This is a genomic window from Bradyrhizobium sp. BEA-2-5 (assembly GCF_032918025.1).
Classification (GTDB): Bacteria; Pseudomonadota; Alphaproteobacteria; order Rhizobiales; family Xanthobacteraceae; genus Bradyrhizobium; species Bradyrhizobium pachyrhizi.
The window spans coordinates 4,606,186-4,630,066 of sequence record NZ_CP136629.1 but is presented as its reverse complement, the minus strand read 5'-3'; the positions used below and the strand labels follow the sequence as shown (position 1 = coordinate 4,630,066).

Sequence of the window (23,881 nt, the reverse complement as noted above, 5' to 3'; positions counted from 1 at the left end):
CCGTCCCATGGCCATCCAGATATCGACCGCACTTGCGATCTACTTCGTCATCTGGTGGGTCGCGCTGTTCCTGACGCTGCCATTCGGCGTGCGCAGCCAGCACGAGGATGGCGTCGGCGCACCCGGCACCGACCCCGGCGCGCCGATCCTGACGCGGATGGGGCGCAAGCTGATCTGGACCACGATCATCTCGGCGGTGATCTACGGCATCGGCGGGCCTATCATGCCGGCTATCTCTCGATCGAGCGTCTGTCGAAATTGATGGGAATGCCGGAGTTTCACAACTGACCTACAAGAGGCCGGGAACGGCCCGCATGTCGTGAGATGGGAGTGAGGATCAACCTCACCCTGGAAACGTGGAGGAGGCGACCACGATGGACCTGCGGACCCAACCGGGCTCCGGGCAGAGCGCGTATCGAATCCTGCGAGAGGCCGATCTGCGGGACTATCTCGCGGGGCTTCCGGCCATCGTCACGCAGCTCGGCGGCCGGTCTGCCGACTGGTCCATCACTGAGGTCGGCGACGGCAATCTCAACCTCGTCTTCATCGTCAAGGGCGCCAGCGGCGGCGTCGCGGTGAAGCAGGCGCTGCCCTATGTCCGTCTCGTCGGGGAAAGCTGGCCGCTGCCGCTGTCCCGCGCGCACTATGAGCATCTCGCGCTGGTGCATCAGGCGCGGCTGGCGCCGATGCTCGTGCCGGCGGTGCGGCATCATGATGCGCCGCTCGCGCTCACCGCGATGGAGCTGCTCGAGCCGCACATCATCATGCGCAAGGGCCTGATCGAGGCCACGCGGTACCCGCGCTTTGTCGAGGATATCTCGACCTTCCTGGCGCAAACGCTGTTCTTCACCTCCGACCTCGCGCTCTCCGCCGCCGAGAAGAAGGAGGGCATCGCGGCCTTTGCCGGCAACCACGCCCTGTGCAAGATCACGGAGGATCTGATCTTCACCGATCCATACCGCATCGCCGAGCAGAACCGCTGGACCGCGCCTTATCTCGACGGCGTGGCGGCAGCCTTGCGCGAGGACCAGGAGCTGCATGTCGCGATCTCCCGCCTGAAGCTGAAATTCATGGCGGGCCCCGAGGCGCTGATCCACGGCGACCTCCACACCGGCTCGATCATGGTGACGGAGAGCCAGACGCGGGTGATCGACCCGGAATTTGCTTTCTACGGCCCGATGGGTTTTGATATCGGCGCCGTCATCGGCAATCTGCTGATGGCCTATCTGGCTTCCGCCGGCCACGAGCGCACGGAAGGCGAGCGCGCGTCATTCGAGGTGTGGCTGCTGGAAACCATCGAGGGTGTCTGGGGCGAGTTTGCCCGAAAGTTCCTCGCGCTGTGGCGCAGCGAGGCGAACGGCGACGGTTATCCGCCGTCGCTGTTCACGGGCGAAGCGGGCGCCGCGCGGCTGGAGGCGGAACGGCAGGCCTATATGGCGCGGCTGTTCCAGGACACGGTCGGCTTCGCCGCGGCCAAGACCATCCGGCGCATCCTCGGCCTCGCGCACAACATCGACTTCGAGTGGATCGCCGACGAGAAGCAGCGTGCGATCTGCGAGGCGCGGGCCCTCAAGCTCGCGCGCAACATGATGCTGGAGGCCCCGTCCTACACGACGATCGGCGCGGTCACCTACGCCGCCCGCGAACTGCGCCACTGGCAGCCGGATTTTGCGAGGTAGCCGGGAATGTAGGATGGGTGGAGCGGAGCGGTACCCATCATTCTGACCGCGCGACAAGGGTTGATGGGTTTCACTTCGCTCTACCCATCCTACGCAGCTCGGCTTTCCCTGTGCCCTCTTGAGCGCGAGGGCGGAACGAACAGCAAAGCTCGGACAAATCATGTCGCGAGAATGCGGATGTTTGACTCACAAGCGATACACACTCGGCGTCGTCCCGGCGAAGGCCGGGACCCATAACCACCAATGATCATTGTTGAGCGATGCTGGAATGACGAGCCCCTTCAATAATACCCGCCGCGGCGTATGGGTCCCGGCCTTCGCCGGGACGACGCGTGGAGAGAGGCGCGTGTGCAACCTTGTCCAGCTCATACTGGCGAGGCATTTAGATCGACCCAGCCCACTCAATCCGCCGCTTGCTCCCGCAGCCGCTGCGCGTAGACGTTGATGACCAGCGCCGCCAGGAGGATCAGGCCGCGGATCAGGATCTTCAGGAAGCTGTCGATGTTGACGTGGTCGAGGCCGTTGTTGAGCACGCCGAGCACGAACAGGCCGACGATGGTGTTGCCGATGCCGCCGCGGCCGCCGAACAGGCTGGTGCCGCCGACGACGACGGCGGCGATGGAGTCGAGCAGGTAGGTGTCGAACTCGTTCTGCTGCGCGCTGCCGAAATGGGCGACGCCGAGCATGCCGCCGATGCCGGAGCAGACCGCGGAGATCACCATCACGCTGCCTAAGATGAGCTTGACGTTGAGACCGGAATATTCCGCCGCCTCGCGATTGCCCCCGACCATGTAGACGTAGCGGCCGAAGCGCGTGTAGGTCAGCACCAGATGCCCACCGAGCAGCATGATGGCGGCGACGATGACGATCCAGGGGATGCCCCCGATCGAGCCGGAGCCGAGGGTCGTGATCAGGCTCGGCACCTTGTAGGCGATCTGGCCGCGCACCAGCAGCGCGGAGATGCCGGCGGCGATCTGCATCATCGCCAGGGTCATGATGAAGGAGGGGATGCCGATCACGGTCAGGCCAAGTGCATTGACGAGGCCGAGCAGGGCGCAAAGCGCCAGCGCCAGCAGGATCGCGACGATACCCGGCAGGGGGACGTTGGCGATGTTGACGTAGGATTCCTGCAGCGTGAAATAGGCGACCGCAATGCCCGTGACGTTGGCGATGCTGGCGATGGAGAGGTCGATCTCGGCGCACAGGATCACGAAGGTGAGGCCGACGGCGATGATCCCCGTGACCGACACCTGGGTCAGGATGTTGCCGAGATTGTCGAGCGTCGCGAAGGAGGGGCTGGCGAAGGCGAAGAAGGCGGTCAGGAAGATCAGCGTCAGGAAGGGGGCGATGTTGCGCATCTGCGAGCGCAGGAAGGGTGCCAGCCCGCGCGACCGCTGGTGATCCGCTCGCGCCGTCGCGCCGTCACTGCTTGCCATCGTGTCTCTCCATCAAGCGCGATGAGGTCGTCATCGCGCTTTCTCTGTTCGTTTGAGCATGATCTCCCGCGCAAACGCCTTTGCGTTTGTCGCGGGGGAAAACCACTTCGCCCTTTTCCGGATCATGCTCTAGGCCGCTTCCAGCAGGCGGTCCTTGCTGACCGGCTCGTTCGTGAATTCCCGCACCACTGTGCCGCGCTTGAGCACGAGGATGCGGTCGGCCAGCGACAGCACCGTTTCCGGCTCGGTCGACAGCACGATGATGGCGAGCCCCCTGGCGCGGAGGTCGCGGACGATATTGATGACGTCGTTCTTGGCGCCGACATCCATGCCGCGGGTCGGCTCGCACAGCACCAGCAGCTTGGGTGGGTAGGTGAGCCATTTCGCCAGCGCGACCTTCTGCTGGTTGCCGCCCGAGAGCATGCCGAGATCGAGGCCGACCACCGGCGGCCGGATCTGCAATTGCTCGACCTGGCGCTTGGCGATGTCGCGCTCCCGCGCCGGCTTGAGCAGCAGGGCCGCGATGCGACCGAGAATGCTGATCGAGATGTTCTTGTAGACCGGCTCCTGGTGAAACAGCATGTCGCGCCGGCTCTCCGGCACCAGCGCCACGCCGGCCCGCCGCGCCGCCGCCGTGCTGGCGAATTTTCTTTGCGTGCCCTCGACCGCCAGCGTGCCGCCGTCCGGTTTCAGCTTCCCGAACAGGATGCGCGACAGCTCCTGCTGACCGCAACCCATGAAGCCGTAGATGCCGAGCACCTCGCCGGCGCGGGCCTCGAACGAGACGTCCTGAAGGCTGCGGGACAGCGACAGCTGATCGACCTTGAGAACGACCTTGCTGTCGCTCGGCTGCGGCAGCATCAGATCGTCGGTGTAGCTATGCTCGAGCGCCTCGCCGCCGCGGCCGATCATGGCCTCGATCAGCGCGCCCTTGCTGGTCGCGGCGCTTGCCGTCTCTGCGACCTTGCGCCCGTTGCGGAACACGGTCACCGTGTCCGACACGCGCAAGATATCCTCGATGAAATGCGAGATGAAGACGATCCTGGTGCCTTCGTCGCGCAGCTTGTGCAGCGTCGCAAAGAGGCGTTCGACTTCGGGCGGGGAGAGGGCTGAGGTCGGCTCGTCCAGGATGACGATGCGCGCGCCGGAGAACAGCACGCGCGCGATCTCGATCAGCTGCTGCAGCCCGATCGGGAGACCGCCGAGCCGGCTCATCGGATCGACGTCGATGCCGAAGCGGGCGAGCTGCTCGCCCGCCTCGCGCGCCATCCGCCGCCATTGCACGAGGCCCAGCCGGTTGATCGGCTGGTTGCCAAGGAAGACGTTCTCCGCGACCGTCAGGTCGGGCGCAACACTGAGCTCCTGATGCACCATGGCGATGCCGGCGGCGTGCGCATCGCGGGCCGAGCGGAAATGCATCTCCTTCCCGTCGACCAGGAAGCGGCCGGAGAATTCGGTGTGCACGCCGGCGATGATCTTCATCAGCGTGCTTTTCCCGGCGCCGTTCTCGCCGACGAGACCATGGATCTCGCCGGGATAAAGCGCGAAGTCGACACCGCGAAGCGCTTCGACCCCGCCGAAGCTCTTCGTGATCTGGTGCAACTCGAGGATCGCCGAGCGTCCCTGGGTCATGAGGCCCGCTCAGATCAGGAAGTGATCCTGCATCCACTGCATGCCGGCGGCGTTGGCCTTGGTCACGACCGGGCCGTCGGTGACGACGTTCTTCGGGATTCCCTGTCCGCTCTTCTCGCCGCCGACCACGGCCGAGACGCCTGCAATGATGGCGCCGCCATGGATGCGGCAGGAGGGATTGCGCACCGTGGCGAACATGCGGCCTTCGCTGACGGCCTGGATCGCGGGTGGCATGGCATCGACGCCGCCGATCAGGATGTTGGTGCGGCCCCGCGCCTTCATGATGTTGGCGGCTGCGAGCGCCATGTCGTCATTGTGGAAGAACGCCGCGTCGATCTGCGGGTATTTCGTCAGGTACGTTTCCCAGAGGCGGGCGGTCTTGGAGACGTCCCAGTCGGCCGGCTGGGTGTCGAGCACCTCGATGCCGGGGAATTGCTTGACCACCGAGTTGAAGCCCTTGGCCCGTCCTTGCGCGCCGGTATGCCCGAGCGCGCCCTGCGTCATGATGATCTTGCCCTTGCCGCCCATGGCGTTGCACAGCGCCTGCGTCACCGAGGCGCCCATGAACTCGTTGTCGGGTGCGAGGAAGGAGTGGACGTTGATCTGATCGAGCGGCGCGATCAGCGTGTCCATGTCGATCACGGGCGTGCCGGCGTCGATCATCTTCTGCACCGGCTGGGTGAGGGTGCCGATGCCGAAGGCCTGGATCGCGACGAAATCCCATTTCTGCGAGGCCATGTTGTCGATCGCCGCGCGCTGCTTCACCGCGTCGAGCTGGCCGTCGAACCAGGTGACTTCGACGTTGAACAGCTTGCCCCAGAATTCCGCGGCCTGCTTGCCTTGCGCGCACCACGTCGCCTGCAGGCCCGCATTGGAGAAGGCCGCCTTCAGCGGTTTTTCCGAGCGTCCCGTTTCAGCGGCGAGCGCCGACGTCGTCATGCCCACTCCGCCGAACAGGCCGGCCGCAGCTCCACCCGCCGCCGCCATTTGCAGAAGGTCGCGCCGCGTCGTCGACGCCTTGTCCATCCCCTTGTCGGTCCCTCGCATTGCTTGCTCCCTCTTTGTTTTTCTGACCGTCGGCGTCAATTGCACGCGCCGCGGATAAAGCGAGTGTGTCACAATCGGAACGGTGACGCTACGGCCTCTCGTCCACGAGATGTTTCTGCTGCAGCACGATGGCTTCGATGTCGCCGAGCAGCTTGTGCCACGCAGCATCGATCTCCGCAGTCCACTGCTCGCCGAGAATTTCGCGCAAGCTGTCGGCGATCACGGCGAAGAACGCGACGAACAGTTCGCGCGGCGTTCCGTAGGCGTCGTGCGAGAACACTTCCGATTCGATCAGGCGAAAATGTCCGCGGCGTTCGCCGGCGAAATCGAGGATGGCTTCGATCGTCAGCTGCAGCATCGAGCCTTTCACCGGCTCGCTGCCTTCGGTGCGAAACATCGCCTGCGCTTCGGGATGATCGCGAAACAGGCGGCGATAGACTGACGGTGTCAGATCATCGCAAGCCGCGGCTGCGAGTTCAAAGCTGCGTTCGATCGGATTCGATGATGGAGTCATAGCGGATTGCGATCATCACATAAAAAAAGAGCAGGGCTCAAAGCCCTGCTCCAAAAATTGTGTCGACCCTATTATCCCCGATTCGATTTGCTCTTGATTGACGGGGCGACGCTGCGTTTTGCGCGCCAGGGGCTCCTCCCGAGACTTGGACCACCAGGACACACCTCGCGGCTGGCCTGAGCCCGAATTGGTAGACTATCTTTCCAGGCTTGTCATCATTTTCGGCAACGATTGTTCAATTTTCGAGCAATTTGCGAAATGATTGGGATGGCGCCACTGGCGGTTGTGACGGGAGATGCAAAACACGTGGCAGGGTAAGGGGATACGACTGATTTCGGAGCCGCCGTGACGCAAGTGCCACGCTCGGCTATTTCCGTCGGCTGGAAGAAACGGGACGCGTCGGCGATCTCGACTTCCGGCGTCCATGGTGGTTAGTTCCGTCCCGGATGGTTTTGCGATGCGCCGGCGGCTGAAGAATTTTCTGCCCATCGTCCTGGTTGCCCTGCTGGTGCAGATTCTTGCACCGATCGGGGCCTGCTGGGCGGCGAGCCTTGCCGCGTCCGATCCGCTCTCGGCCGCCACCATCTGCCACGGCGATGCCGGCTCCGGAGCCGGGCAGGGAGACCAGACCGGTCACGACGCCCATGATGGCTGCTGCTCGGCGTGCAGCATGCTGCAGACCGGTGCGCCCGTTGACAGCCCGCAAGTTACTGCCCAGGCCGTCGAACGCCTGCCGAGCCGGATCGCCTGGCTTGATTTCGCCTCTGAGCTCGATCGTTCGCGCGCTGGCCTCTCGGCGCAAGCCCGCGCGCCGCCGCTGTTTTCCTGACGACCTTGTCGCTGCCGGTGCGTCCCGCGCCGGCAAGTGCCCGTGAGCAAGCCGGCCGGAGCGCCGGTGTCAGGATTCATCCATGTTTCGCTATCACCCGCTGGAGGCGGCAAGCCTGCTCACGCTGGGCGCGACGCTTTGCGCATTGCCGTCCGCTGCCGAAGCCCAGGCGCCCAGCACAGAGCTACCCTCCGTCACCGTCGAGGCGCCCCGGACGGCGGTGCGCGCCAAGCCGGCGGCGCCAAAGCCGCGGCCTCGTGCGGCGTCCGTGCGGCGGCCACCGAAGCCGGCGACAGCGCCGGCCGTGACGGCTGCCCCCGCGGGCGGCGCGAGGCCGGGGGAGACGCTTGCCGCGACCCGCGACGGTTTGAACCGGGCGCCCACAGGCCAGACGCAGACGACCATCGATCGCAGCCAGTTCGACAATCGCCCGGCGTTTTCGGTCAGCGACGTCTTGCGCGACAGCCCGGGCATTTCGATCAAGCAGGGCAACGGTCCCCGTGATTTCGGAATCTCGATTCGCGGATCCAACGCCCGCAACGGTTTCGCCATCCGCAATCTCGTGATCTTCGACGACGGCTTCCCGGTGACGCAGCCGGACGGCCTGTCGCGGAGCGACCTGATCGATCCGCACGCCTATGGCGCGATCGACGTGATCCGCGGCCCGTCGTCGGCGCTTTACGGCAACTACGCGACCGGCGGCGCGCTCAATTTTCGGACACGGCCCGGCGGCACGATCGACGGCGTCGAATATGGCGTGGACGGCGGCAGCTACGGCTATCTCAACAACTATATGGCGGCCGGCAAGAAAGTCGGGAATTTCGAGGGCTCGCTGTTCGCAAGCGACGTGCGGGGCGATGGCTATATCTGCAACAGCTGGTTCAATACGCAGACCGTCAACTTCCTCGGCACGCTGAAGGCGACGCCGGACGATCGTTTCACGGTCAAGATCATCAACAATGACCTGACGACGCGCCTGCCGATCCGCTCCTCGCTGAACCAGTTCTACCAGAACCCGTTCCAGCAGGGTTGCACGACCGGCGCAACGGCGGCGCCGGGATGCGCCACCGTGACGTTGTTCAACAACGGGTTCAACGCGGCGGCCGGGACCGACAAGGAGACCGCGGTTCAGGCCGGCCTCGGCCGCAACGACCGGCGGACCATCGTCGGCGGCCGCTGGGAGCACGATTTCGACAACACGATGACGTGGCGCAACCAGTTCGTGTTCGACGACAGGAACATCAGCCAGCCGACCGGCGCGACGAGTTCGATCGGAGATTTTCCGTCCTACAACTACATGAGCGACGTCGTCAGACGCGGCGATGTGTTCGGACTGGATTCGACCACCTATTTCGGCGGCTTCTACAATACGCTCACCGCCTCGAGCGATACGCGCAATGTGATGCCGGGCGGAAATGCGACGCTCGGAAGCCTGTCGAGCAATTTGTTCAGCACGACGACAAATTACGGTGTTCGGGCACGCGAGGAATTGAAGCTCACGTCTGCGCTGACGGCCGTTGCTGGCATTGGCTGGGAGACCACCAACCTCACCGGGCGGAACACCGCCTATAGCTACGTCGGCGCGGCCGGAGCCACGACCACGGCGATCACGACGGCGGACCGGCAATTCCAGAATACCGCGCCCGAGCTCGCATTGCTGTACCGGCTGAGCAGCGAGTGGCAAGTCCGTGGGCGGGTGGCAACCGGATACGGCACGCCGCAGGTCGGCAATTTGTTCGTCCTGCCGAGTGGCGCCTCGGGCAACAACACCCAGCTGCGGACGCAAAAGAATCTCGGTTACGATGTCGGTGCCGACTGGACACCGAACAACGCGCTCAAGGTCAGCGTCACCGGCTTCTACGAGTTTTTCAAGGACGAGCTCGTTTCCCAGGCCACGCCGCTTGCGGGCATCTCCTACACGTTCAACGCGCCGCGATCGGAGCATCGCGGCGTCGAGCTGGCTGCCGACTGGAAATTCCTGCCGGGCTGGCGGTTCTCGGCGGCCTACACCTATCTCGATGAGGTCTACACGGAATACGTCGAGAACATCACGAACGGCGCGGTGTTCAGCTTCAATCGCGCCGGTAACAAGATCCCCGGCATTTCTCCGAACGAGCTCACGGCGCGATTGGGCTACGACCAGTTGTCGGGTCCGTTCCAGGGACTTGGCGGGTTCGTCGAAGTGCAGTGGAAGGACGGCTTCTACATGGACAACGCCAACCTCTTGAAGGCGCCGGGCTACGAGCTGGTCAACCTCAACCTGCACTACAAGACCGATCTCGTCTCCGATTATTTCAAGGCGCTGAACCTCTACATCGAGGTGAGGAACGTCTTCGACCGGACCTACGTGGCGTCGGCGAACAATATCTCAAATTCGGTGACCTCGGCGGGCATTCAAAATCCCGCGAGCGTACTGGCAAACACGACCAACTCGATCTATGCCGGATCGCCGCGCGCCTTCGTGGCGGGCATGAAGATTGCGTTCAAATGAGGAGCGCATCGATGACCTATCGCAAACCGGTCGCCCTGACGCTGCTTGCAACGCTCATGCTCGCGGCGTTGCCGAACCTTGCCGTCGCACAGATGAGCCATCAGCACGCCTCCGAAGCGGCTTGCGAAGAGACGGACCTGCGCTGCGCGACCAAGGTCACGCCCGCCTTTGGGCGGGATGGGACATTGTGGCTGGCGTGGATGGCCGGAGGTCGGATCTCCGTCGCGAGCTCAAAAGACCAGGGCAAGAGCTTTTCCACGCCGGTGCAGGTCACCCGGGAGCGGCTGAACCTCGATTGGGGACCGGATGCGCGGCCGAAGATCGTGATCGATGCCAAGGGCAACATCGCTGTGGCCTTCTCGATCTTCCGCGATCAGAATTTCAACGGTCAGGTGCTGACCACGCGATCGACCGATGGCGGGCGCAGCTTCGATGCGCCGAAGCCGATCACCACAAGCAATGAGAGCCAACGGTTCGAGGCGATCGGTTTCGATCCTACGGGGGCGGTGTTTGCCGCGTGGCTCGACAAGCGCAACCGCGTGCCGGCGCAGCAGCGCGGCCAGAAATATAACGGTGCCGGATTGTTTTTCGCGTCATCCGGAGATGGCGGAGCAACCTATTCCGACGCGCGGCTCGTCGCCGACAACACCTGCGAGTGCTGCCGCCTCGCGCTGGCGTTCGATGGCGCGGGCCATCCGGTGGTCGTGTTCCGGAACATCTTTGAGGGCGGCGTGCGCGACCATGCGATCGTGACGTTCTCCGACCTGGCTACGCCCGGCGAGATACGTCGGGTGAGCCGCGACGACTGGCAGATCGCGGCCTGTCCGCATCACGGTCCGAGCCTGACCATATCGCCCGAAGGAACCTACCATGTGACGTGGTACACCAACGGCAAGGCGCGCAAGGGATTGTTCTATGCGCGCTCGCGCGACGGCGGCAAAACCTTCTCCGATCCGCTTCCGGTCGGTCAGCCGAACCGCAGCCCTTCACGGCCGCACATCGTCGCGGGGCCGCACGGGCTCGTGATGGCCTGGAAGGAATTCGACGGGCAGAAGACGACAATCGACCTCATGACGTCGCACGACGATGGCGCGACATGGTCGAAGCCGACGGTGATCGCGGATACCGCCGACAGTTCCGACCATCCGCTGCTCGTCTCGGACAGCCGGCAGACCTATCTGTCGTGGATGACGAAGGCCGACGGCTACCATTTTCAAGCGATCGAGGGCGAACCATGAAGCGTCATCTGCTGGCTGCGCTGATCCTACTCGCAACGCTGCCGACCGCACTGGCGGCGGGAGAGGGCGCGCCAAAACCATTCGAACGGGGCAGCTGGCAAAAGCTGCTGCATGCGCATGCCGGTCATCCGACCCTGGTGCACTTCTGGGGAGTGACCTGCGGACCATGCAAGGTCGAGCTGCCGGAGCTTGGCCAGTTCATGAAGGATCATCCCGGAATCGATGTCGTCACGATCAGCGCGGATCTGGTTCCCAACCTTCCGGAGGCGACGCGATCGATGCTGGATCGCGCCGGTCTCGGCGCGGCCGAAAACTGGATCTTCGACGACGGCTTTGCCGAGCGGTTAAGATTTGAGATCGATCCGGCCTGGCAAGGCGATATCCCGCGAACCTTGCTGATTGCCCGTGACGGAACGATCACGACGATCGAAGGCTCGGCCGAGATTGCCGATCTGGACAAATGGTCCAGCGCCCAGGCGGCTGCAACCCGATAACACCTCAGTTTCAACTTGAAAGGAACTCCGTCGCCATGAAGACGCTCTCCCGCATCCTTGCCCTCGCAGCGCTGACCGCTGCACTCGTCTCGACGTCCGCGCGCGCCGAGGACGTCAAGGCCGGCGACCTCGTGATCACGCAGGCCTGGACGCGCGCAACGCCGAACGGCGCCAAGATCGGCGGCGGCTACCTGACGATCGAGAACAAGGGGACGACGCCCGACCGGCTGGTGTCGGGCTCCGGCGATGTTGCCGGCAAGATCGAAGTCCACGAGATGGCCATGGACAACGGCGTGATGAAGATGCGCCCGCTTGACAAGGGGCTCGCGATCGATCCCGGCAAGACGGTGAAGCTCGCGCCGGGCGGCTATCACCTGATGCTCCAGGAGCTGAAGGGCCCGTTCAAGCAGGGCGACAAGGTGCCCGTGACGCTGCAATTCGAGAAGGCGGGCAAGGTCGCCGTCTCTCTCGACGTCCAGGGCGTCGGCGCGCAGGCGCCGGGCGGCGGTCATTCCGGCCATGGCGACCATTCCGGTCACATGGACATGAAGAAGATGTGAGCGAGCCATGCGATCACAGACGCTCCTCGTTGCCATGGTGGCGCTGCTCGCAGCGCAGCCGGCGATCGCGCATATCACGCTCGAAGGAAAGCAGGCCGCGGTCGGATCGTATTACAAGGCGGTGTTCGCCGTGCCGCATGGCTGCGCGGGCTCGGCGACGATCAAGATCCGGGTGCAGATTCCGGAGGGCGTGATCGGAGTGAAGCCGATGCCGAAGGCGGGGTGGACTCTCGATACGGTCACCGGCAAATACGCCGCGCAATACGATTATCACGGCGCCAAGCTTTCCGAGGGCGTCAAGGAAGTCGCCTGGAGCGGTGGCAAGCTCACGGACCAGAACTACGACGAGTTCGTGATGCAGACGTTTCTCACCGATACCTTGAAGCCCAACACCACGTTGTACTTTCCGGTCGTGCAGGAGTGCGAGCAGGGCGTCAGCCGCTGGATCGATATCCCGGCCGACGGGCAGGGCGGCGGGCACGACCATGGCAGCAAGACACCGGCGCCCGGCGTCAAGCTGCTGCCGAAGTCGTAACCGATGCGGCTGGTCGCAAACCTCGCAGCGCTGCTCGTGGTGCTGTGTCTTGCGACCTCGGCCCATGCGCATGCCGTCCTGATCGGGGCCGAGCCGGCCGACGGCAGTGTGGTGGCTGAAGCACCCAGGACGGTGGTGCTCCGCTTCAACGAAGCGGTGGCGCCGACGGCGGTCAGCCTGCTCGACGCTGCGGGCAAGCCGCGCGACGTCGCGATCCGCGCCGTCGACCAGTCGGTGGTGGTGACGCTGCCGGCGGGCCTGCCACAGGGCACGCAGGTGGTCAGCTATCGCGTGGTGTCGCAGGACGGCCATCCGGTCGCCGGCTCGCTGCTGTTTTCGATCGGCGTCGTCACCGGCTCGGCGGCGCCATCGGCCGACGGCGTGCTCCATACACTGATCTGGCTGGCGCGGCTCGGGCTCTATCTGGGCTTGTTTGTCGGCGTCGGCGGCGTGTTCTTTGCCGCCTGGATCGGGCAGGGCCCGGCCGGCGAACGGCTGATCATGTGGTCGCTGAAGATCGGCCTTGTCGGCGCGATCGCGTCGCTTGGATTGCAGGGCGTCGACCTCTTGAACCTGCCGCTCTCGGGCATCGTGACGTGGGCGGCGTGGGCCAGCGCCACCGGCACCAGCCTGTTCGCCACGCTGCTGCTCGCGATTGCCGCGATGCTGATCGCGGCGATCGCCTGGCGCAGCCCGTCGTTCGGTGCAGCCCTTACCCGCACCGCGATCGCAATGATCTGCGTCGGGCTGTCATTCGCGGTCAGCGGCCATGCTGCCACGGCCTCGCCGCAATGGCTGACGCGGACCGCGCTGTTCATCCACGGCATTGGCGTGGCGTTCTGGATGGGCGCGCTGGCGCCGCTGGCGGTGCTTGCCTGGCAGCGCAAGGAGTCGCTGCTGCGGGTGCTGCGGCATTCTTCGACGCTCGCGGTGCCGGTCGTCGCCTTGATCGCCTTGTCGGGCTTGGCGCTCGCCGTCGTCCAGCTCGAAAGCTTTCACGCGCTGATCGACACCGGGTACGGCAACATCCTCGTTGCGAAACTGGTGCTGGTGGTGCTGCTGCTCGGGCTCGCTGCGCTGAACCGGTTGGTGTTCACGCCGGCCATCGCGCGCGAGTTTCATCGGACACGGCCGCTGCAGCGCTCGATCGCGCTCGAATTCGTGCTGATGATCGCCATTCTCGGCCTCGTCGCATTGTGGCGTTTCACGCCGCCGCCGCGCGTGCTGGCGATGTCGGCCGATGTTCCGCTCGCGGTCCATATCCACACCGATGCCGCGATGTTCCAGGTGCTGATCGCGCCGGGCAAGGTCGGGCCGAATGACTTCGTGCTGCAGCTGATGAACGGCGATGCCAGCCCGTTCGCGGCCAAGGAGGCGACGCTGACGCTGAGCCTGCCCGAGCGCGGCATCGAACCGATGGAACGCGCCGCCGCGCGCGGTGCCGATGGCTACTGGCACGTGCGCAAGGTGCCGCTGCCGGTCCCGGGCCGCTGGCACATGCAGATCGACGCCCTGGTGACCGATTTCAAGAAAGTGACGCTGGAAGACGATTTCGAGGTCAGGTAAAGCCGCGGTCGGCGCGCTCGGCACTTCGACGGCGCGCAATTCGTTCAAATGGCCGAAAATCGCCTGATTTGAAGGGTTTTTCTTATTTGGCGGCCTTGTGTTTTCACAGCCGATCCGGTTTCACTGCAGCTCTTCCCACGCTTTCCTGATTCCCGAGTAACGCCATGCGGTTGTCGCGGTTCTTTCTGCCCATCCTGAAGGAAAATCCGAAAGAGGCGGAGATCGTCTCGCATCGGCTGATGCTGCGCGCGGGCATGATCCGGCAGGAGGCGGCCGGCATCTATGCCTGGCTGCCGCTCGGCTTCCGTGTGCTGAAGAAGATCGAACAGATCGTGCGTGAGGAGCAGGACCGCTCCGGCGCGATCGAGGTCTTGATGCCGACCTTGCAACTCGCCGATCTCTGGCGCGAGAGCGGCCGCTACGATGCCTATGGCCCGGAGATGCTGCGCATCGCCGACCGCCACAAGCGCGAGCTGTTGTACGGGCCGACCAACGAGGAAATGATCACCGAGATCTTCCGCGCCTACGTCAAGTCCTACAAGAACCTGCCGCTCAATCTCTATCACATCCAATGGAAATTCCGCGACGAGCAGCGTCCGCGCTTCGGCGTGATGCGCGGCCGCGAGTTCCTGATGAAGGATGCCTATTCGTTCGACCTCAACGAGGCCGCGGCGCGCGTCGCCTACAACAAGATGTTCGTGGCCTATTTGCGCACCTTCGCGCGGATGGGGCTGAAGGCGATCCCGATGCGCGCCGAGACCGGCCCGATCGGCGGCGACCTCAGCCACGAGTTCATCGTGCTCGCCGAAACCGGCGAATCCGGCGTCTTCATCAATCGCGACGTGCTGGACCTGCCGGTGCCGGGCGAGGATGTCGATTATGACGGCGACTTGACGCCGATCATCAAGCAATGGACCTCGGTCTATGCGGCGACGGAGGACGTTCACGACGCTGCGCGCTTCGAACGGGAAGTGCCCGCGGACAAGCGGGTCAACACCCGTGGCATCGAGGTCGGGCAGATCTTCTATTTCGGCACCAAATATTCCGAGCCGATGAAGGCGCTGGTGGCGGGCCCCGACGGCGTCGACGTGCCGATCCATGGCGGTTCCTACGGCGTCGGCGTCTCGCGCCTGCTAGGTGCCATCATCGAGGCCTGCCATGACGATGCCGGGATCAAATGGCCGGAGGCCGTCGCGCCGTTCCGCGTGTCGATTCTCAACCTCAAGCAGGGCGATGCGGCCGTCGATGCGGCCTGCGAGAAGCTCTATGCGGAGCTCACGGCCAAGGGCGTCGACGTGCTCTACGACGACACCGATCAGCGCGCCGGCGCCAAGTTCGCCGCCGCCGACCTGATCGGCATTCCCTGGCAGATCATGATCGGGCCGAAGGGGCTCGCCGACGGCAAGGTCGAGATCAAACGACGCAGCGACGGCTCACGCGACAACATGAGCCCCGCCGACGTGGTCGCGAAGCTCGCGGGTTAAAGTTTATTCACGCCGCGCTGATCGACGGGGTAATCCGGCCACATTTGGCCCGAATCATGGGATTATCGACAAATGGATGAGACCATGAACGAGCCAGTCCGTACCGCGCCTTTTGCGCCATTCGAGTGGATGCTGTCGGCGCGCTATCTGCGTGCGAGGCGGAAGGAGGGATTTATCTCGGTCATCGCCGGGTTCTCCTTTCTCGGCATCATGCTGGGCGTCGCGACGCTGATCATCGTGATGGCCGTGATGAACGGCTTCCGCAAAGAGCTGCTCGACAAGATCCTCGGCCTCAACGGCCATATCCTGGTCCAACCGCTGGAATCGCCGCTGACCGACTGGAAGGACGTCGCCGAGCGCATCAGCCAGGTGCAGGGCATCCGTCTCGCCGCGCCGGTGGTCGACGGGCAGGGGCTCGGTTCATCGCCGTTCAACGCCGCCGGCGTTTTCATCCGCGGCATCCGCTCCGACGATCTCAACAACCTCACCTCGATCGCCAAGAACATCAAGCAGGGCTCGCTCGAAGGCTTCGACGACGGGCAGGGCGTCGCGATCGGCCGGCGCCTGGCCGACCAGCTGTCGCTACATGCCGGCGACAGCGTGACGCTGGTGGCGCCGAAGGGCGCGGTGACGCCGATGGGCACGACGCCGCGGATCAAGCCATACAAGATCGTTGCGGTGTTCGAGATCGGCATGTCCGAATACGATCTCGGCTTCGTGTTCATGCCGCTGGCCGAGGCGCAGGCCTATTTCAACCGCAGCAACGACGTGACCTCGATCGAGGTGTTCACCACCAACCCCGACAGGATCGACGCCTTTCGCAAGGCGGTGACGGAGGCGGCGGGTCGGCCGGTGTTCCTGGTCGACTGGCGGCAGCGCAACTCGACCTTCTTCAATGCGCTCCAGGTCGAGCGCAATGTGATGTTCCTGATCCTGACGATGATCGTGCTTGTCGCCGCGCTCAACATCGTCTCCGGCCTGATCATGCTGGTGAAGGACAAGGGCAGCGACATCGCGATCCTGCGCACGATGGGCGCCTCGCAGGGCTCGATCATGCGCATCTTCCTGATCACGGGCGCCTCGATCGGCGTGGTCGGCACGCTGGTCGGCTTCTGCTGGTCGGCTTGCTGATCTGCTTCAACATCGAAACCATCAGGCAATTCCTGTCGTGGCTGACCAACACGGAATTGTTCGATCCCACGCTATATTTCCTGTCGAAGCTGCCTGCTGAAATCGATTTTGGCGAGACGCTCGCCGTCGTGATCATGGCGCTGACGCTGTCGTTCCTGGCGACGCTCTATCCGTCGTGGCGCGCCGCGCGCCTCGATCCCGTCGAAGCGCTGCGGTACGAGTAAGGAGCGCACATGGCGGAGGGGGCGGAAGACACACCGGTCGTCTATCTTCATGACATCAAGCGGGAATACCGGCAGGGCGAAGCGACGCTGACGGTCCTGAACGGCGCCAAGCTCGCGCTATGGCCCGGTCAATCGGTGGCGCTGGTGGCGCCGTCGGGGTCCGGCAAGTCGACATTGCTGCACATCGCGGGCCTGCTGGAGACCCCTGATGACGGCGAGGTCTATGTCTCGGGCGCGCCGACCTCGCAGCTGCCCGACATCGAGCGCACGCAGCTTCGCCGCACCGACATCGGCTTCGTCTACCAGTCGCACCGGTTGCTGCCGGAGTTCTCGGCGCTCGAGAACGTCATGCTGCCGCAGATGATCCGCGGCCTCAAACGCTCCGAAACCGTGAAACGGTCGACCGAGATTCTCTCCTATCTCGGGCTCGGCGATCGCATCACCCATCGTCCGGCCGAGCTCTCGGGTGGCGAGCAGCAGCGTGTCGCGATCGCGCGCGCGGTTGCCAACGCGCCCCGGGTGCTGTTCGCGGACGAGCCGACTGGCAATCTCGATCCCGGCACGGCCGATCACGTCTTCAACGCGCTGATGCAACTCGTGAAGGCGACCCGGGTCGCGATGCTGATCGCGACTCACAATCTCGATCTTGCCGCGCGAATGGATCGCCGGGTGTCGCTGTCGAACGGACAGGTTGTCGAGCTGGAATAGTGCGCCGTCGCGCGAACTGGCTAGCGGTGCGCGTGAAGAAGTCGCCCTAAGGTAAGAGAATCCAGAGCCTTTTTCCGTGTCGCTTCGATCGGAACGAAATGCTTCTGGCTTTCAATAAGCGGGGCGAGGCCGTCTGCCGGATGCTCTCGGCCGACCGTCGATCGGCGGCCCGGCATAATAGGGGTTGTTGATGCAGATCGCCGCGAGGCCGGACGCCGAGGCCTGGCACTGCGCGATCGACGTGTAGCCGCAGTCGGTATCCTCACCGCCCCATCGGTAGTTGGTTTTGCAGACCGGCGAGGTCGAATTCGTATTTCTGGGCGCTGGCCGGCGCGGCTGCCAAGGCCAGGAGTGTCGGCAAGAGTGCCAGAATCAGACTGCGCATCAGAAATCTCCTCGTCGGCGCCGGCAATGCTGATGCCGAGCGCACGCGAATAGGCACCTGCGCGCAGCGCCGGATCAATTCACATTCCCGCGCCGGTGTTTGCTGGATCGGGCGTCAGTGGATGAACAGGTCGAAGAAATTGCCCTCACGGCGGTTTCGCGGGGGGACGTTAAGATACGAGCGCGAGTCGTTGTCGCCGGCATAATAGGGGTTGGCGATGCAGTTCTGCCCGATGCCCGAAGCGGTGGCCAGGCACGCCTCATACGATGGATAGGAGCAGTTGCTCAGGCCGGGATAGCGGTCGCCCTGAATGCAGAACGGGTAACGCACGCCGACGGCATGTGCGGGCGCAGTCCCCAGCGCTGCGAATGCAACCACAGACGCCGCAGCAGCAAGAATCATCGTCCGCATGTGCATTCCTTTTGCTGCGAAGATTTCGACCTTGGCGACGATCCAGATCGGACAAGCCGGTTCCGGTCAACACGATCTTGCGCGCAGCTGCGCATGCAGATCCGAATTGTGAAGATTGTGCGGCAACTATGTGGCAAAAACTCCGGGAAGTGCCCGTAATACAGTATTAACTTCAAATTTGAGCGAAGTCGTTTGGCCCTGCCTGTTGCCGCGAAGTTACAGCAATTCCGCCGGGGGCTGCTATGACGGTGTCTCGCGGCCTTGGGGGCCTGTAGAAAAAGTTGGAACGGGAAAATGAAAAAGATTTTGCTTGTCACCGCCAGCATGCTCGCGCTCAGCGCGACTGCTGCCTCCGCGGCTGACCTCGCGGCTCGCCCTTACACCAAGGCTCCGCCGCCCATGGTTGCCGCAGTTTATGATTGGACTGGCTTCTACATTGGTATCAACGGTGGTTGGGGCCAGAGCCACGACAACCGTTCGGTCGACGGCTTCGGTGGCGTCGGAAGCTTCGACGCCAACGGCGGCACGGTCGGTGGCCAGATCGGCTACCGCTGGCAGGCCGGCGGCTGGGTGTTCGGTCTGGAAGCTCAGGGCAACTGGGCTGACTTCTCCGGCAGCACCGGCAACCTGGTCGTCCCGGGCGGCATCGTTCGCTCGAAGACCGATGCGTTCGGCCTGTTCACCGGTCAGATCGGCTACGCCTGGAACAACGTCCTGCTGTACGCCAAGGGCGGTGCTGCGGTCACCGATCGCAACTTCCAGTTCCTCAACGCGGCCGGCAATCTGGCGTCCGAGACCGGCTTCGACACCCGTTGGAGCCCGACGGTGGGCGTTGGCCTCGAGTTCGCCTTCTCGCAGGGCTGGTCGCTCGGCGTCGAGTACAACCACATCTTCGAAGACACCCATGGCGCGACCTTCGTGACCCCGGCGGGTGTTGCCGTGACCGGCTTCCACACCGGTGGCGACACCGACATGGTCCTCGGCCGTCTGAACTACAAGTTCGGTGGCCCGGTCATCGCGAAGTACTGATCGCTCGCTTGATCCAAGCGGCATCGAAAACCCCGGGCTTCGGCCCGGGGTTTTTTGTTGACCTGGGGCCGCCGCCCGTTGGCCAGGAGCAGGGGACCGGCTTTGCCCGTCCGCTCCGGGCTTCGGGTCGGATTTGATTGGGCGGGGCTTTCCAACCGATCGGTCAACGCCGCATAATCGCGGCATGACGGACCTGCAGCTGATCTCCCAACTGACGTGCCCATCCTGCGGCCATGTCTCCGTCGAGACGATGCCGACCGACGCCTGCCAGTTCTTCTATGATTGCAAGGGCTGCGGCACTCGCCTGAAACCGAAAGCAGGAGATTGCTGCGTGTTTTGCTCATACGGAACGGTCCCGTGCCCGCCAAGGCAGGCGGGGAATTGCTGCGGTAACTAGCTTCCCGGAGCCTCAAGACACGCTCGCCATCGGATCATTGATGGCGCCGAGACGTCGGCCGGCCGGGAATTAACCACAGGGTCACTTCTCGAACGGGGTTGCTGGCGTTGCTTGACTCCTAGAACAAAAAAGGAACAATGTTCTGCATACGTTCCGGTTCAGGGAGAGCGGCCATGTTGAAGATTTTCGTGCAAGAAGCTGCAGCGCTGGCATCGATCACGCTGTTCGTCGGGATGATCGCGGTGTGGGCCCAGCTGATCACCCAATTCTGAAAATTCGCCCGCGGGACAGGGGCATCACCAGCGGCGTGGTTTGCCCTTGGGGAAAAGCAGGAGGACTTGCCGCCACGCCGCGTTCGGCGTGGACTTGGCAGGGTTCAGGCCCCACCATGGGATTGCGAGTTGGGTCTGACGCTTTCGAGTTCCGGCCCTGGCGCTCGCTCCATCCCTGACTCAAGAGATTCCCTAAGCAGCCATGCCGAGCGCCGGATTCGTTCACCTTCACGTTCACTCGGCCTATTCGCTGCTCAAGGGCTCGATCAAGATCGCCAAGCTCGCCGAGCTTGCGAAGAAGGACCACCAGCCCGCGTTGGCGCTGACCGACACCGACAATCTGTTCGGTGCGCTGGAGTTCTCCGACAAGATGGCGAGTTCCGGCATCCAGCCGATCGTCGGCTGCGAGCTGGCCATCGATTTCGGCGACCAGGATCCGAATGCGCGCAGCATCCTTGCGACGACGGGCCCGGCGCGAATCGTGCTGCTGGGAGCGCAGGAGCGCGGCTATCGCAGCCTGATGCGGCTGAACTCGCGCGCGTTCCTGGAGACGCCGGTCAACCAGACCCCGCACATCAAGTTCGATTGGCTCACCGACGACGCCGAGGACCTGATCGCGCTGACCGGCGGCCCCGACGGGCCGATCGCGCTGGCGCTGCGGGCCGAGCAGGCGGCGCTCGCGACCACCCGCTGCGAGCGTCTGGCCGGCCTCTTCGGCGACCGCCTCTACGTCGAATTGCAGCGCCACAACACCGAGAAGGAGCGGCGCGTCGAAAGCGGCTTGATCGACATTGCCTACGCCAAGGGACTGCCGCTGGTTGCGACCAACGAGCCGTATTTCGCCGCGACCGACGATTACGAGGCGCATGACGCGCTCCTCTGCATCGCGGGCGGGCGGCTGATCGCCGAGACCGAGCGCGAGCAGCTCACGCCGGATCATCGCTTCAAGACGCGCGCCGAGATGGCGGTGCTGTTCGCCGACATCCCGGAGGCGCTGGCCTCGACGGTGGAGATCGCCGAGCGCTGCTCGTTCCGGCCGATGACGCGCAAGCCGATCCTGCCGTTCTTCACCGTCGGCGCCGCGTCGAGCTCGGATGCGGCTGCGGTGGAGGCCGCCGAGTTGAAGCGCCAGGCGGAGGAGGGGCTCGCCAACCGCCTGCGCGTGCACGGCCTGTCGCAGGGCACGACGGAGGAGACCTACGCCAAGCGGCTCGCCTTCGAGCTCGACGTCATCATGCGCATGAAATATGCGGGCTACTTCCTGATCGTCTCCGACTTCATCAAATGGGCGAAGTCGCAAGGGATTCCGGTCGGGCCGGGCCGCGGCTCCGGCGCCGGCTCGCTGGTCGCGTGGGCACTGACCATCACCGACCTCGATCCGATCAAGTTCGGCCTGCTGTTCGAGCGCTTCCTCAATCCCGAACGCGTCTCGATGCCGGACTTCGACATCGACTTCTGCCAGGACCGCCGTGGCGAGGTGATTCAGTACGTGCAGCAGCGCTACGGCCGCGACCAGGTCGCGCAGATCATCACCTTCGGTACGCTGCAGGCGCGCGGCGTGCTGCGCGACGTCGGCCGCGTCCTGCAGATGCCCTATGGCCAGGTCGACAAGCTCACGAAACTGGTGCCGCAGAATCCCGCTGCCCCGGTGACGCTGGCCGCCGCGATCGAGAGCGAGCCGAAGCTCCAGGCGTTTCGCGACGAAGACCCGGTGGTGGCGCGCGCCTTCGACATCGCGCAGCGCCTCGAAGGCCTGACGCGCCACGCCTCGACCCATGCGGCCGGCATCGTGATCGGCGATCGCCCGTTGAGCGAGCTCGTGCCGCTCTACCGCGATCCCAAATCCGACATGCCGGTGACCCAGTTCAACATGAAATGGGTCGAGCCCGCGGGGCTCGTGAAGTTCGACTTCCTCGGCTTGAAAACGCTCACGGTCCTCGACGTCGCGGTAAAGCTGCTCAAGCCGCGCGGCATCGATGTCGATCTCGCCACGCTGCCGATCGACGATGCCGAGAGCTACCAGATGCTGGCCCGTGGCGACGTCGTCGGCGTGTTCCAGGTTGAAAGCCAGGGCATGCGGCGGGCGCTGATCGACATGCGGCCGGACCGTTTCGAGGACATCATCGCGCTGGTCGCGCTCTATCGACCGGGCCCGATGGCGAACATCCCGACCTACTGCGCGCGCAAGCATGGCGACGAGGAGCCGGAATATCTGCATCCCGTGCTGGAGCCGATCCTCAAGGAGACCTTCGGCGTCATCATCTACCAGGAACAGGTGATGCAGATCGCGCAGGTGATGTCCGGCTATTCGCTCGGCGACGCCGACCTCCTGCGCCGCGCCATGGGCAAGAAGATCCGCGCCGAGATGGACAAGCAGCGCGACATCTTCGTCGCGGGCGCGGTGAAGAACGGCGTGCCGAAGGGGCAGGCCGAGACCATCTTCGAACTCCTGGCAAAGTTTGCCGACTACGGCTTCAACAAGAGCCACGCGGCGGCTTACGCGCTGGTGTCCTACCACACCGCCTACATGAAGGCGCATTATCCGGTGGAGTTCATCGCCGCGTCGATGACGCTCGATCTCAACAACACCGACAAGCTTTCCGAATTCCGCTCCGAAGCGCAGCGTCTCGGCATCAAGGTCGAGCCGCCCAACATCAACCGGTCAGGCGCGACCTTCGAGGTCGGCGAGAAGACCATCTACTATGCGCTCGCCGCGCTCAAGGGCGTCGGCATCCAGGCGATCGAGCAGATCATCGCGGAGCGGACCAGAGGCGGCCTGTTCACCTCGCTCGCCGATTTCGCTGCCCGGGTCTCGCCGCGCGCGATCAACAAGCGCATCATCGAAAGCCTTGCGGCGGCGGGCGCGTTTGATACGCTGGAGCCGAACCGGGCGCGCGTCTTTGCCGGTGCCGACTCGATCCTCGCCGCCTGCCAGCGCGCGCACGAGGCCGCGACCATCGGCCAGAACGACATGTTCGGCAGCGCGGCCGATGCGCCGACCATCATGCTGCCGCAGGTCGAGCCGTGGCTGCCGGCCGAACGGCTGCGCCGCGAATACGACGCGATCGGCTTCTTCCTGTCGGGACATCCGCTCGACGACTACGCCACCGTGCTGAAGCGGCTGCGGGTGCAGAGCTGGGCCGAATTCTCGCGCGCGGTGAAGACCGGCGCCACCGCCGGCAAGGTCGCCGCGACCGTGGTCTCGCGCATGGAGCGGCGCACCAAGACCGGCAACAAGATGGGCATCATGGGCCTGTCCGATCCGACCGGCCATTTCGAGGCGGTGCTGTTCTCCGAAGGCCTCGCGCAATATCGCGACGTGCTGGAGCCGGGCGCGGCCGTGCTGCTGCAGCTGGGCGCCGAGCTTCAGGGCGAGGACGTGCGCGCCCGCGTGCTGCATGCCGAGCCGCTCGATGACGCCGCGGCCAAGACGCAGAAGGGCCTGCGCATCTTCCTGCGCGACACCAAGCCGCTGGATTCGATCGCCCGCCGCCTCAACATGCCGGACGCCGCGCCCGCGCCGGGGGGCGCTGCAAAGCCGCCGGCGGCCAAGCCCGCGCCGGCAGCCGCGCCGCCGGCAGGTGCATCCGACGGCGAGGTCTCGCTGGTGATGATGCTCGACCTCGAGACCGAGGTCGAGATGAAGCTGCCCGGCCGCTTCAAAGTCTCGCCGCAGATCGCCGGCGCGATCAAGGCGGTCGCGGGCGTGGTGGACGTCCAGACCCTGTAAACTGGGGACTCCGGGCGCCAAACAGGGCCGTTTCGGCACGATTTGGGCCCGGCCGGCCGGTGTAACCGGCCTTATTTCCTTGCTTCTGG

General features: G+C 64.5%; 19 protein-coding genes and 3 pseudogenes. 15 read left to right on the top strand and 7 right to left on the bottom strand.

All coding sequences use genetic code 11. The features are described from left to right. Positions 1 to 7: 7 nt before the first annotated feature. Together RX327_RS21630 and mtnK are read left to right on the top strand one after the other, a co-directional pair. Positions 8 to 288 (top strand): annotated as a pseudogene (locus RX327_RS21630) (DUF1467 family protein). Positions 289 to 374: 86 nt separating this feature from the next. Beyond that, positions 375 to 1,679 (top strand): S-methyl-5-thioribose kinase, encoded by a 1,305-nt coding sequence (mtnK, locus tag RX327_RS21625; protein ID WP_317247066.1) that lies wholly within the window; start codon positions 375 to 377, stop codon positions 1,677 to 1,679. 401 nt (positions 1,680 to 2,080) lie between these two features. Here mtnK and RX327_RS21620 read toward each other — a convergent pair whose 3' ends face one another. The 4 genes from RX327_RS21620 to RX327_RS21605 form a co-directional block, all read right to left on the bottom strand. Next, positions 2,081 to 3,115, bottom strand: coding sequence for an ABC transporter permease (locus RX327_RS21620; protein WP_317247065.1), 1,035 nt, complete (start codon positions 3,113 to 3,115; stop codon positions 2,081 to 2,083). A gap of 129 nt (positions 3,116 to 3,244) precedes the next feature. Then, positions 3,245 to 4,747: a sugar ABC transporter ATP-binding protein gene (locus RX327_RS21615; RefSeq protein ID WP_317247064.1), complete on the bottom strand. Its 1,503-nt coding sequence runs from the start codon at positions 4,745 to 4,747 to the stop codon at positions 3,245 to 3,247. 9 nt (positions 4,748 to 4,756) lie between these two features. After that, positions 4,757 to 5,794 (bottom strand): sugar ABC transporter substrate-binding protein, encoded by a 1,038-nt coding sequence (locus RX327_RS21610; RefSeq protein WP_317247063.1) that lies wholly within the window; start codon positions 5,792 to 5,794, stop codon positions 4,757 to 4,759. Between the two features lie 88 nt (positions 5,795 to 5,882). Continuing rightward, positions 5,883 to 6,308 (bottom strand): globin, encoded by a 426-nt coding sequence (locus tag RX327_RS21605; RefSeq protein WP_028333985.1) that lies wholly within the window; start codon positions 6,306 to 6,308, stop codon positions 5,883 to 5,885. 457 nt (positions 6,309 to 6,765) lie between these two features. Here RX327_RS21605 and RX327_RS21600 point away from each other — a divergent pair, with 457 nt between their 5' ends. The 10 genes and pseudogenes from RX327_RS21600 (at position 6,766) to RX327_RS21555 (ending at position 17,568) form a co-directional block, all read left to right on the top strand. After that, the gene (locus tag RX327_RS21600) at positions 6,766 to 7,137 is read left to right on the top strand and encodes a DUF2946 domain-containing protein (RefSeq protein ID WP_028333986.1); all 372 of its coding nucleotides are present in this window, start codon (positions 6,766 to 6,768) and stop codon (positions 7,135 to 7,137) included. An 82-nt stretch (positions 7,138 to 7,219) separates the two neighbouring features. Next, a complete protein-coding gene (locus RX327_RS21595; RefSeq protein ID WP_317247062.1) occupies positions 7,220 to 9,628 on the top strand; it encodes a TonB-dependent receptor in 2,409 nt (802 codons plus the stop codon). 11 nt (positions 9,629 to 9,639) lie between these two features. After that, positions 9,640 to 10,866, top strand: coding sequence for a sialidase family protein (locus tag RX327_RS21590; RefSeq protein ID WP_317247061.1), 1,227 nt, complete (start codon positions 9,640 to 9,642; stop codon positions 10,864 to 10,866). Then, complete coding sequence (locus RX327_RS21585) at positions 10,863 to 11,360, top strand: TlpA family protein disulfide reductase (RefSeq protein WP_050384870.1); 498 nt, start codon at positions 10,863 to 10,865, stop codon at positions 11,358 to 11,360. Before RX327_RS21590 ends, RX327_RS21585 begins: the two co-directional genes overlap by 4 nt. Positions 11,361 to 11,395: 35 nt before the next feature. Further along, positions 11,396 to 11,920 carry a copper chaperone PCu(A)C gene (locus RX327_RS21580; RefSeq protein WP_317247060.1) on the top strand — a complete coding sequence of 175 codons (525 nt, stop codon included), beginning with the start codon at positions 11,396 to 11,398 and terminating at the stop codon, positions 11,918 to 11,920. A 7-nt stretch (positions 11,921 to 11,927) separates the two neighbouring features. Continuing rightward, positions 11,928 to 12,455, top strand: a complete 528-nt coding sequence (locus RX327_RS21575) for a YcnI family protein (RefSeq protein ID WP_050384868.1) — start codon at positions 11,928 to 11,930, stop codon at positions 12,453 to 12,455. A 3-nt stretch (positions 12,456 to 12,458) separates the two neighbouring features. Then, a complete protein-coding gene (locus RX327_RS21570) occupies positions 12,459 to 14,021 on the top strand; it encodes a copper resistance CopC/CopD family protein (protein ID WP_317247059.1) in 1,563 nt (520 codons plus the stop codon). A 164-nt stretch (positions 14,022 to 14,185) separates the two neighbouring features. Beyond that, positions 14,186 to 15,505 (top strand): proline--tRNA ligase, encoded by a 1,320-nt coding sequence (proS, locus tag RX327_RS21565; protein WP_317247058.1) that lies wholly within the window; start codon positions 14,186 to 14,188, stop codon positions 15,503 to 15,505. Between the two features lie 72 nt (positions 15,506 to 15,577). Then, positions 15,578 to 16,860: pseudogene (locus RX327_RS21560) on the top strand (lipoprotein-releasing ABC transporter permease subunit). Between the two features lie 9 nt (positions 16,861 to 16,869). Next, a complete protein-coding gene (locus tag RX327_RS21555; protein ID WP_317247057.1) occupies positions 16,870 to 17,568 on the top strand; it encodes an ABC transporter ATP-binding protein in 699 nt (232 codons plus the stop codon). A gap of 111 nt (positions 17,569 to 17,679) precedes the next feature. On the opposite strand, the pseudogene RX327_RS21550 reads toward RX327_RS21555, so the two are convergent. The 3 genes and pseudogenes from RX327_RS21550 to RX327_RS21540 form a co-directional block, all read right to left on the bottom strand. Next, positions 17,680 to 17,814 (bottom strand): annotated as a pseudogene (locus RX327_RS21550) (DUF3551 domain-containing protein); the annotation flags it as partial. Positions 17,815 to 17,830: 16 nt separating this feature from the next. Further along, a complete protein-coding gene (locus RX327_RS21545; RefSeq protein WP_317247056.1) occupies positions 17,831 to 17,953 on the bottom strand; it encodes a hypothetical protein in 123 nt (40 codons plus the stop codon). A 114-nt stretch (positions 17,954 to 18,067) separates the two neighbouring features. Continuing rightward, entirely contained in the window at positions 18,068 to 18,364 is a 297-nt protein-coding gene (locus RX327_RS21540) for a DUF3551 domain-containing protein (protein ID WP_317247055.1), read from the bottom strand. A gap of 294 nt (positions 18,365 to 18,658) precedes the next feature. Here RX327_RS21540 and RX327_RS21535 point away from each other — a divergent pair, with 294 nt between their 5' ends. From RX327_RS21535 to dnaE, 3 genes are all read left to right on the top strand, one after another. After that, positions 18,659 to 19,393 (top strand): outer membrane protein, encoded by a 735-nt coding sequence (locus RX327_RS21535; RefSeq protein ID WP_028333998.1) that lies wholly within the window; start codon positions 18,659 to 18,661, stop codon positions 19,391 to 19,393. A 184-nt stretch (positions 19,394 to 19,577) separates the two neighbouring features. Next, complete coding sequence (locus RX327_RS21530) at positions 19,578 to 19,790, top strand: GDCCVxC domain-containing (seleno)protein (RefSeq protein ID WP_317247054.1); 213 nt, start codon at positions 19,578 to 19,580, stop codon at positions 19,788 to 19,790. 474 nt (positions 19,791 to 20,264) lie between these two features. After that, positions 20,265 to 23,792 carry a DNA polymerase III subunit alpha gene (gene dnaE / locus RX327_RS21525; RefSeq protein ID WP_317247053.1) on the top strand — a complete coding sequence of 1,176 codons (3,528 nt, stop codon included), beginning with the start codon at positions 20,265 to 20,267 and terminating at the stop codon, positions 23,790 to 23,792. Positions 23,793 to 23,881: the final 89 nt, after the last annotated feature.

Coding starts and splice junctions, on each gene's coding strand:
- mtnK (WP_317247066.1), top strand. CDS start 375: ATGGACCTGCGGACCCAACCGGGCTCCGGGCAGAGCGCGTATCGAATC.
- RX327_RS21620 (WP_317247065.1), bottom strand. CDS start 3,115: ATGGCAAGCAGTGACGGCGCGACGGCGCGAGCGGATCACCAGCGGTCG.
- RX327_RS21615 (WP_317247064.1), bottom strand. CDS start 4,747: ATGACCCAGGGACGCTCGGCGATCCTCGAGTTGCACCAGATCACGAAG.
- RX327_RS21610 (WP_317247063.1), bottom strand. CDS start 5,794: ATGCGAGGGACCGACAAGGGGATGGACAAGGCGTCGACGACGCGGCGC.
- RX327_RS21605 (WP_028333985.1), bottom strand. CDS start 6,308: ATGACTCCATCATCGAATCCGATCGAACGCAGCTTTGAACTCGCAGCC.
- RX327_RS21600 (WP_028333986.1), top strand. CDS start 6,766: ATGCGCCGGCGGCTGAAGAATTTTCTGCCCATCGTCCTGGTTGCCCTG.
- RX327_RS21595 (WP_317247062.1), top strand. CDS start 7,220: ATGTTTCGCTATCACCCGCTGGAGGCGGCAAGCCTGCTCACGCTGGGC.
- RX327_RS21590 (WP_317247061.1), top strand. CDS start 9,640: ATGACCTATCGCAAACCGGTCGCCCTGACGCTGCTTGCAACGCTCATG.
- RX327_RS21585 (WP_050384870.1), top strand. CDS start 10,863: ATGAAGCGTCATCTGCTGGCTGCGCTGATCCTACTCGCAACGCTGCCG.
- RX327_RS21580 (WP_317247060.1), top strand. CDS start 11,396: ATGAAGACGCTCTCCCGCATCCTTGCCCTCGCAGCGCTGACCGCTGCA.
- RX327_RS21575 (WP_050384868.1), top strand. CDS start 11,928: ATGCGATCACAGACGCTCCTCGTTGCCATGGTGGCGCTGCTCGCAGCG.
- RX327_RS21570 (WP_317247059.1), top strand. CDS start 12,459: ATGCGGCTGGTCGCAAACCTCGCAGCGCTGCTCGTGGTGCTGTGTCTT.
- proS (WP_317247058.1), top strand. CDS start 14,186: ATGCGGTTGTCGCGGTTCTTTCTGCCCATCCTGAAGGAAAATCCGAAA.
- RX327_RS21555 (WP_317247057.1), top strand. CDS start 16,870: ATGGCGGAGGGGGCGGAAGACACACCGGTCGTCTATCTTCATGACATC.
- RX327_RS21545 (WP_317247056.1), bottom strand. CDS start 17,953: ATGCGCAGTCTGATTCTGGCACTCTTGCCGACACTCCTGGCCTTGGCA.
- RX327_RS21540 (WP_317247055.1), bottom strand. CDS start 18,364: ATGCGGACGATGATTCTTGCTGCTGCGGCGTCTGTGGTTGCATTCGCA.
- RX327_RS21535 (WP_028333998.1), top strand. CDS start 18,659: ATGAAAAAGATTTTGCTTGTCACCGCCAGCATGCTCGCGCTCAGCGCG.
- RX327_RS21530 (WP_317247054.1), top strand. CDS start 19,578: ATGACGGACCTGCAGCTGATCTCCCAACTGACGTGCCCATCCTGCGGC.
- dnaE (WP_317247053.1), top strand. CDS start 20,265: ATGCCGAGCGCCGGATTCGTTCACCTTCACGTTCACTCGGCCTATTCG.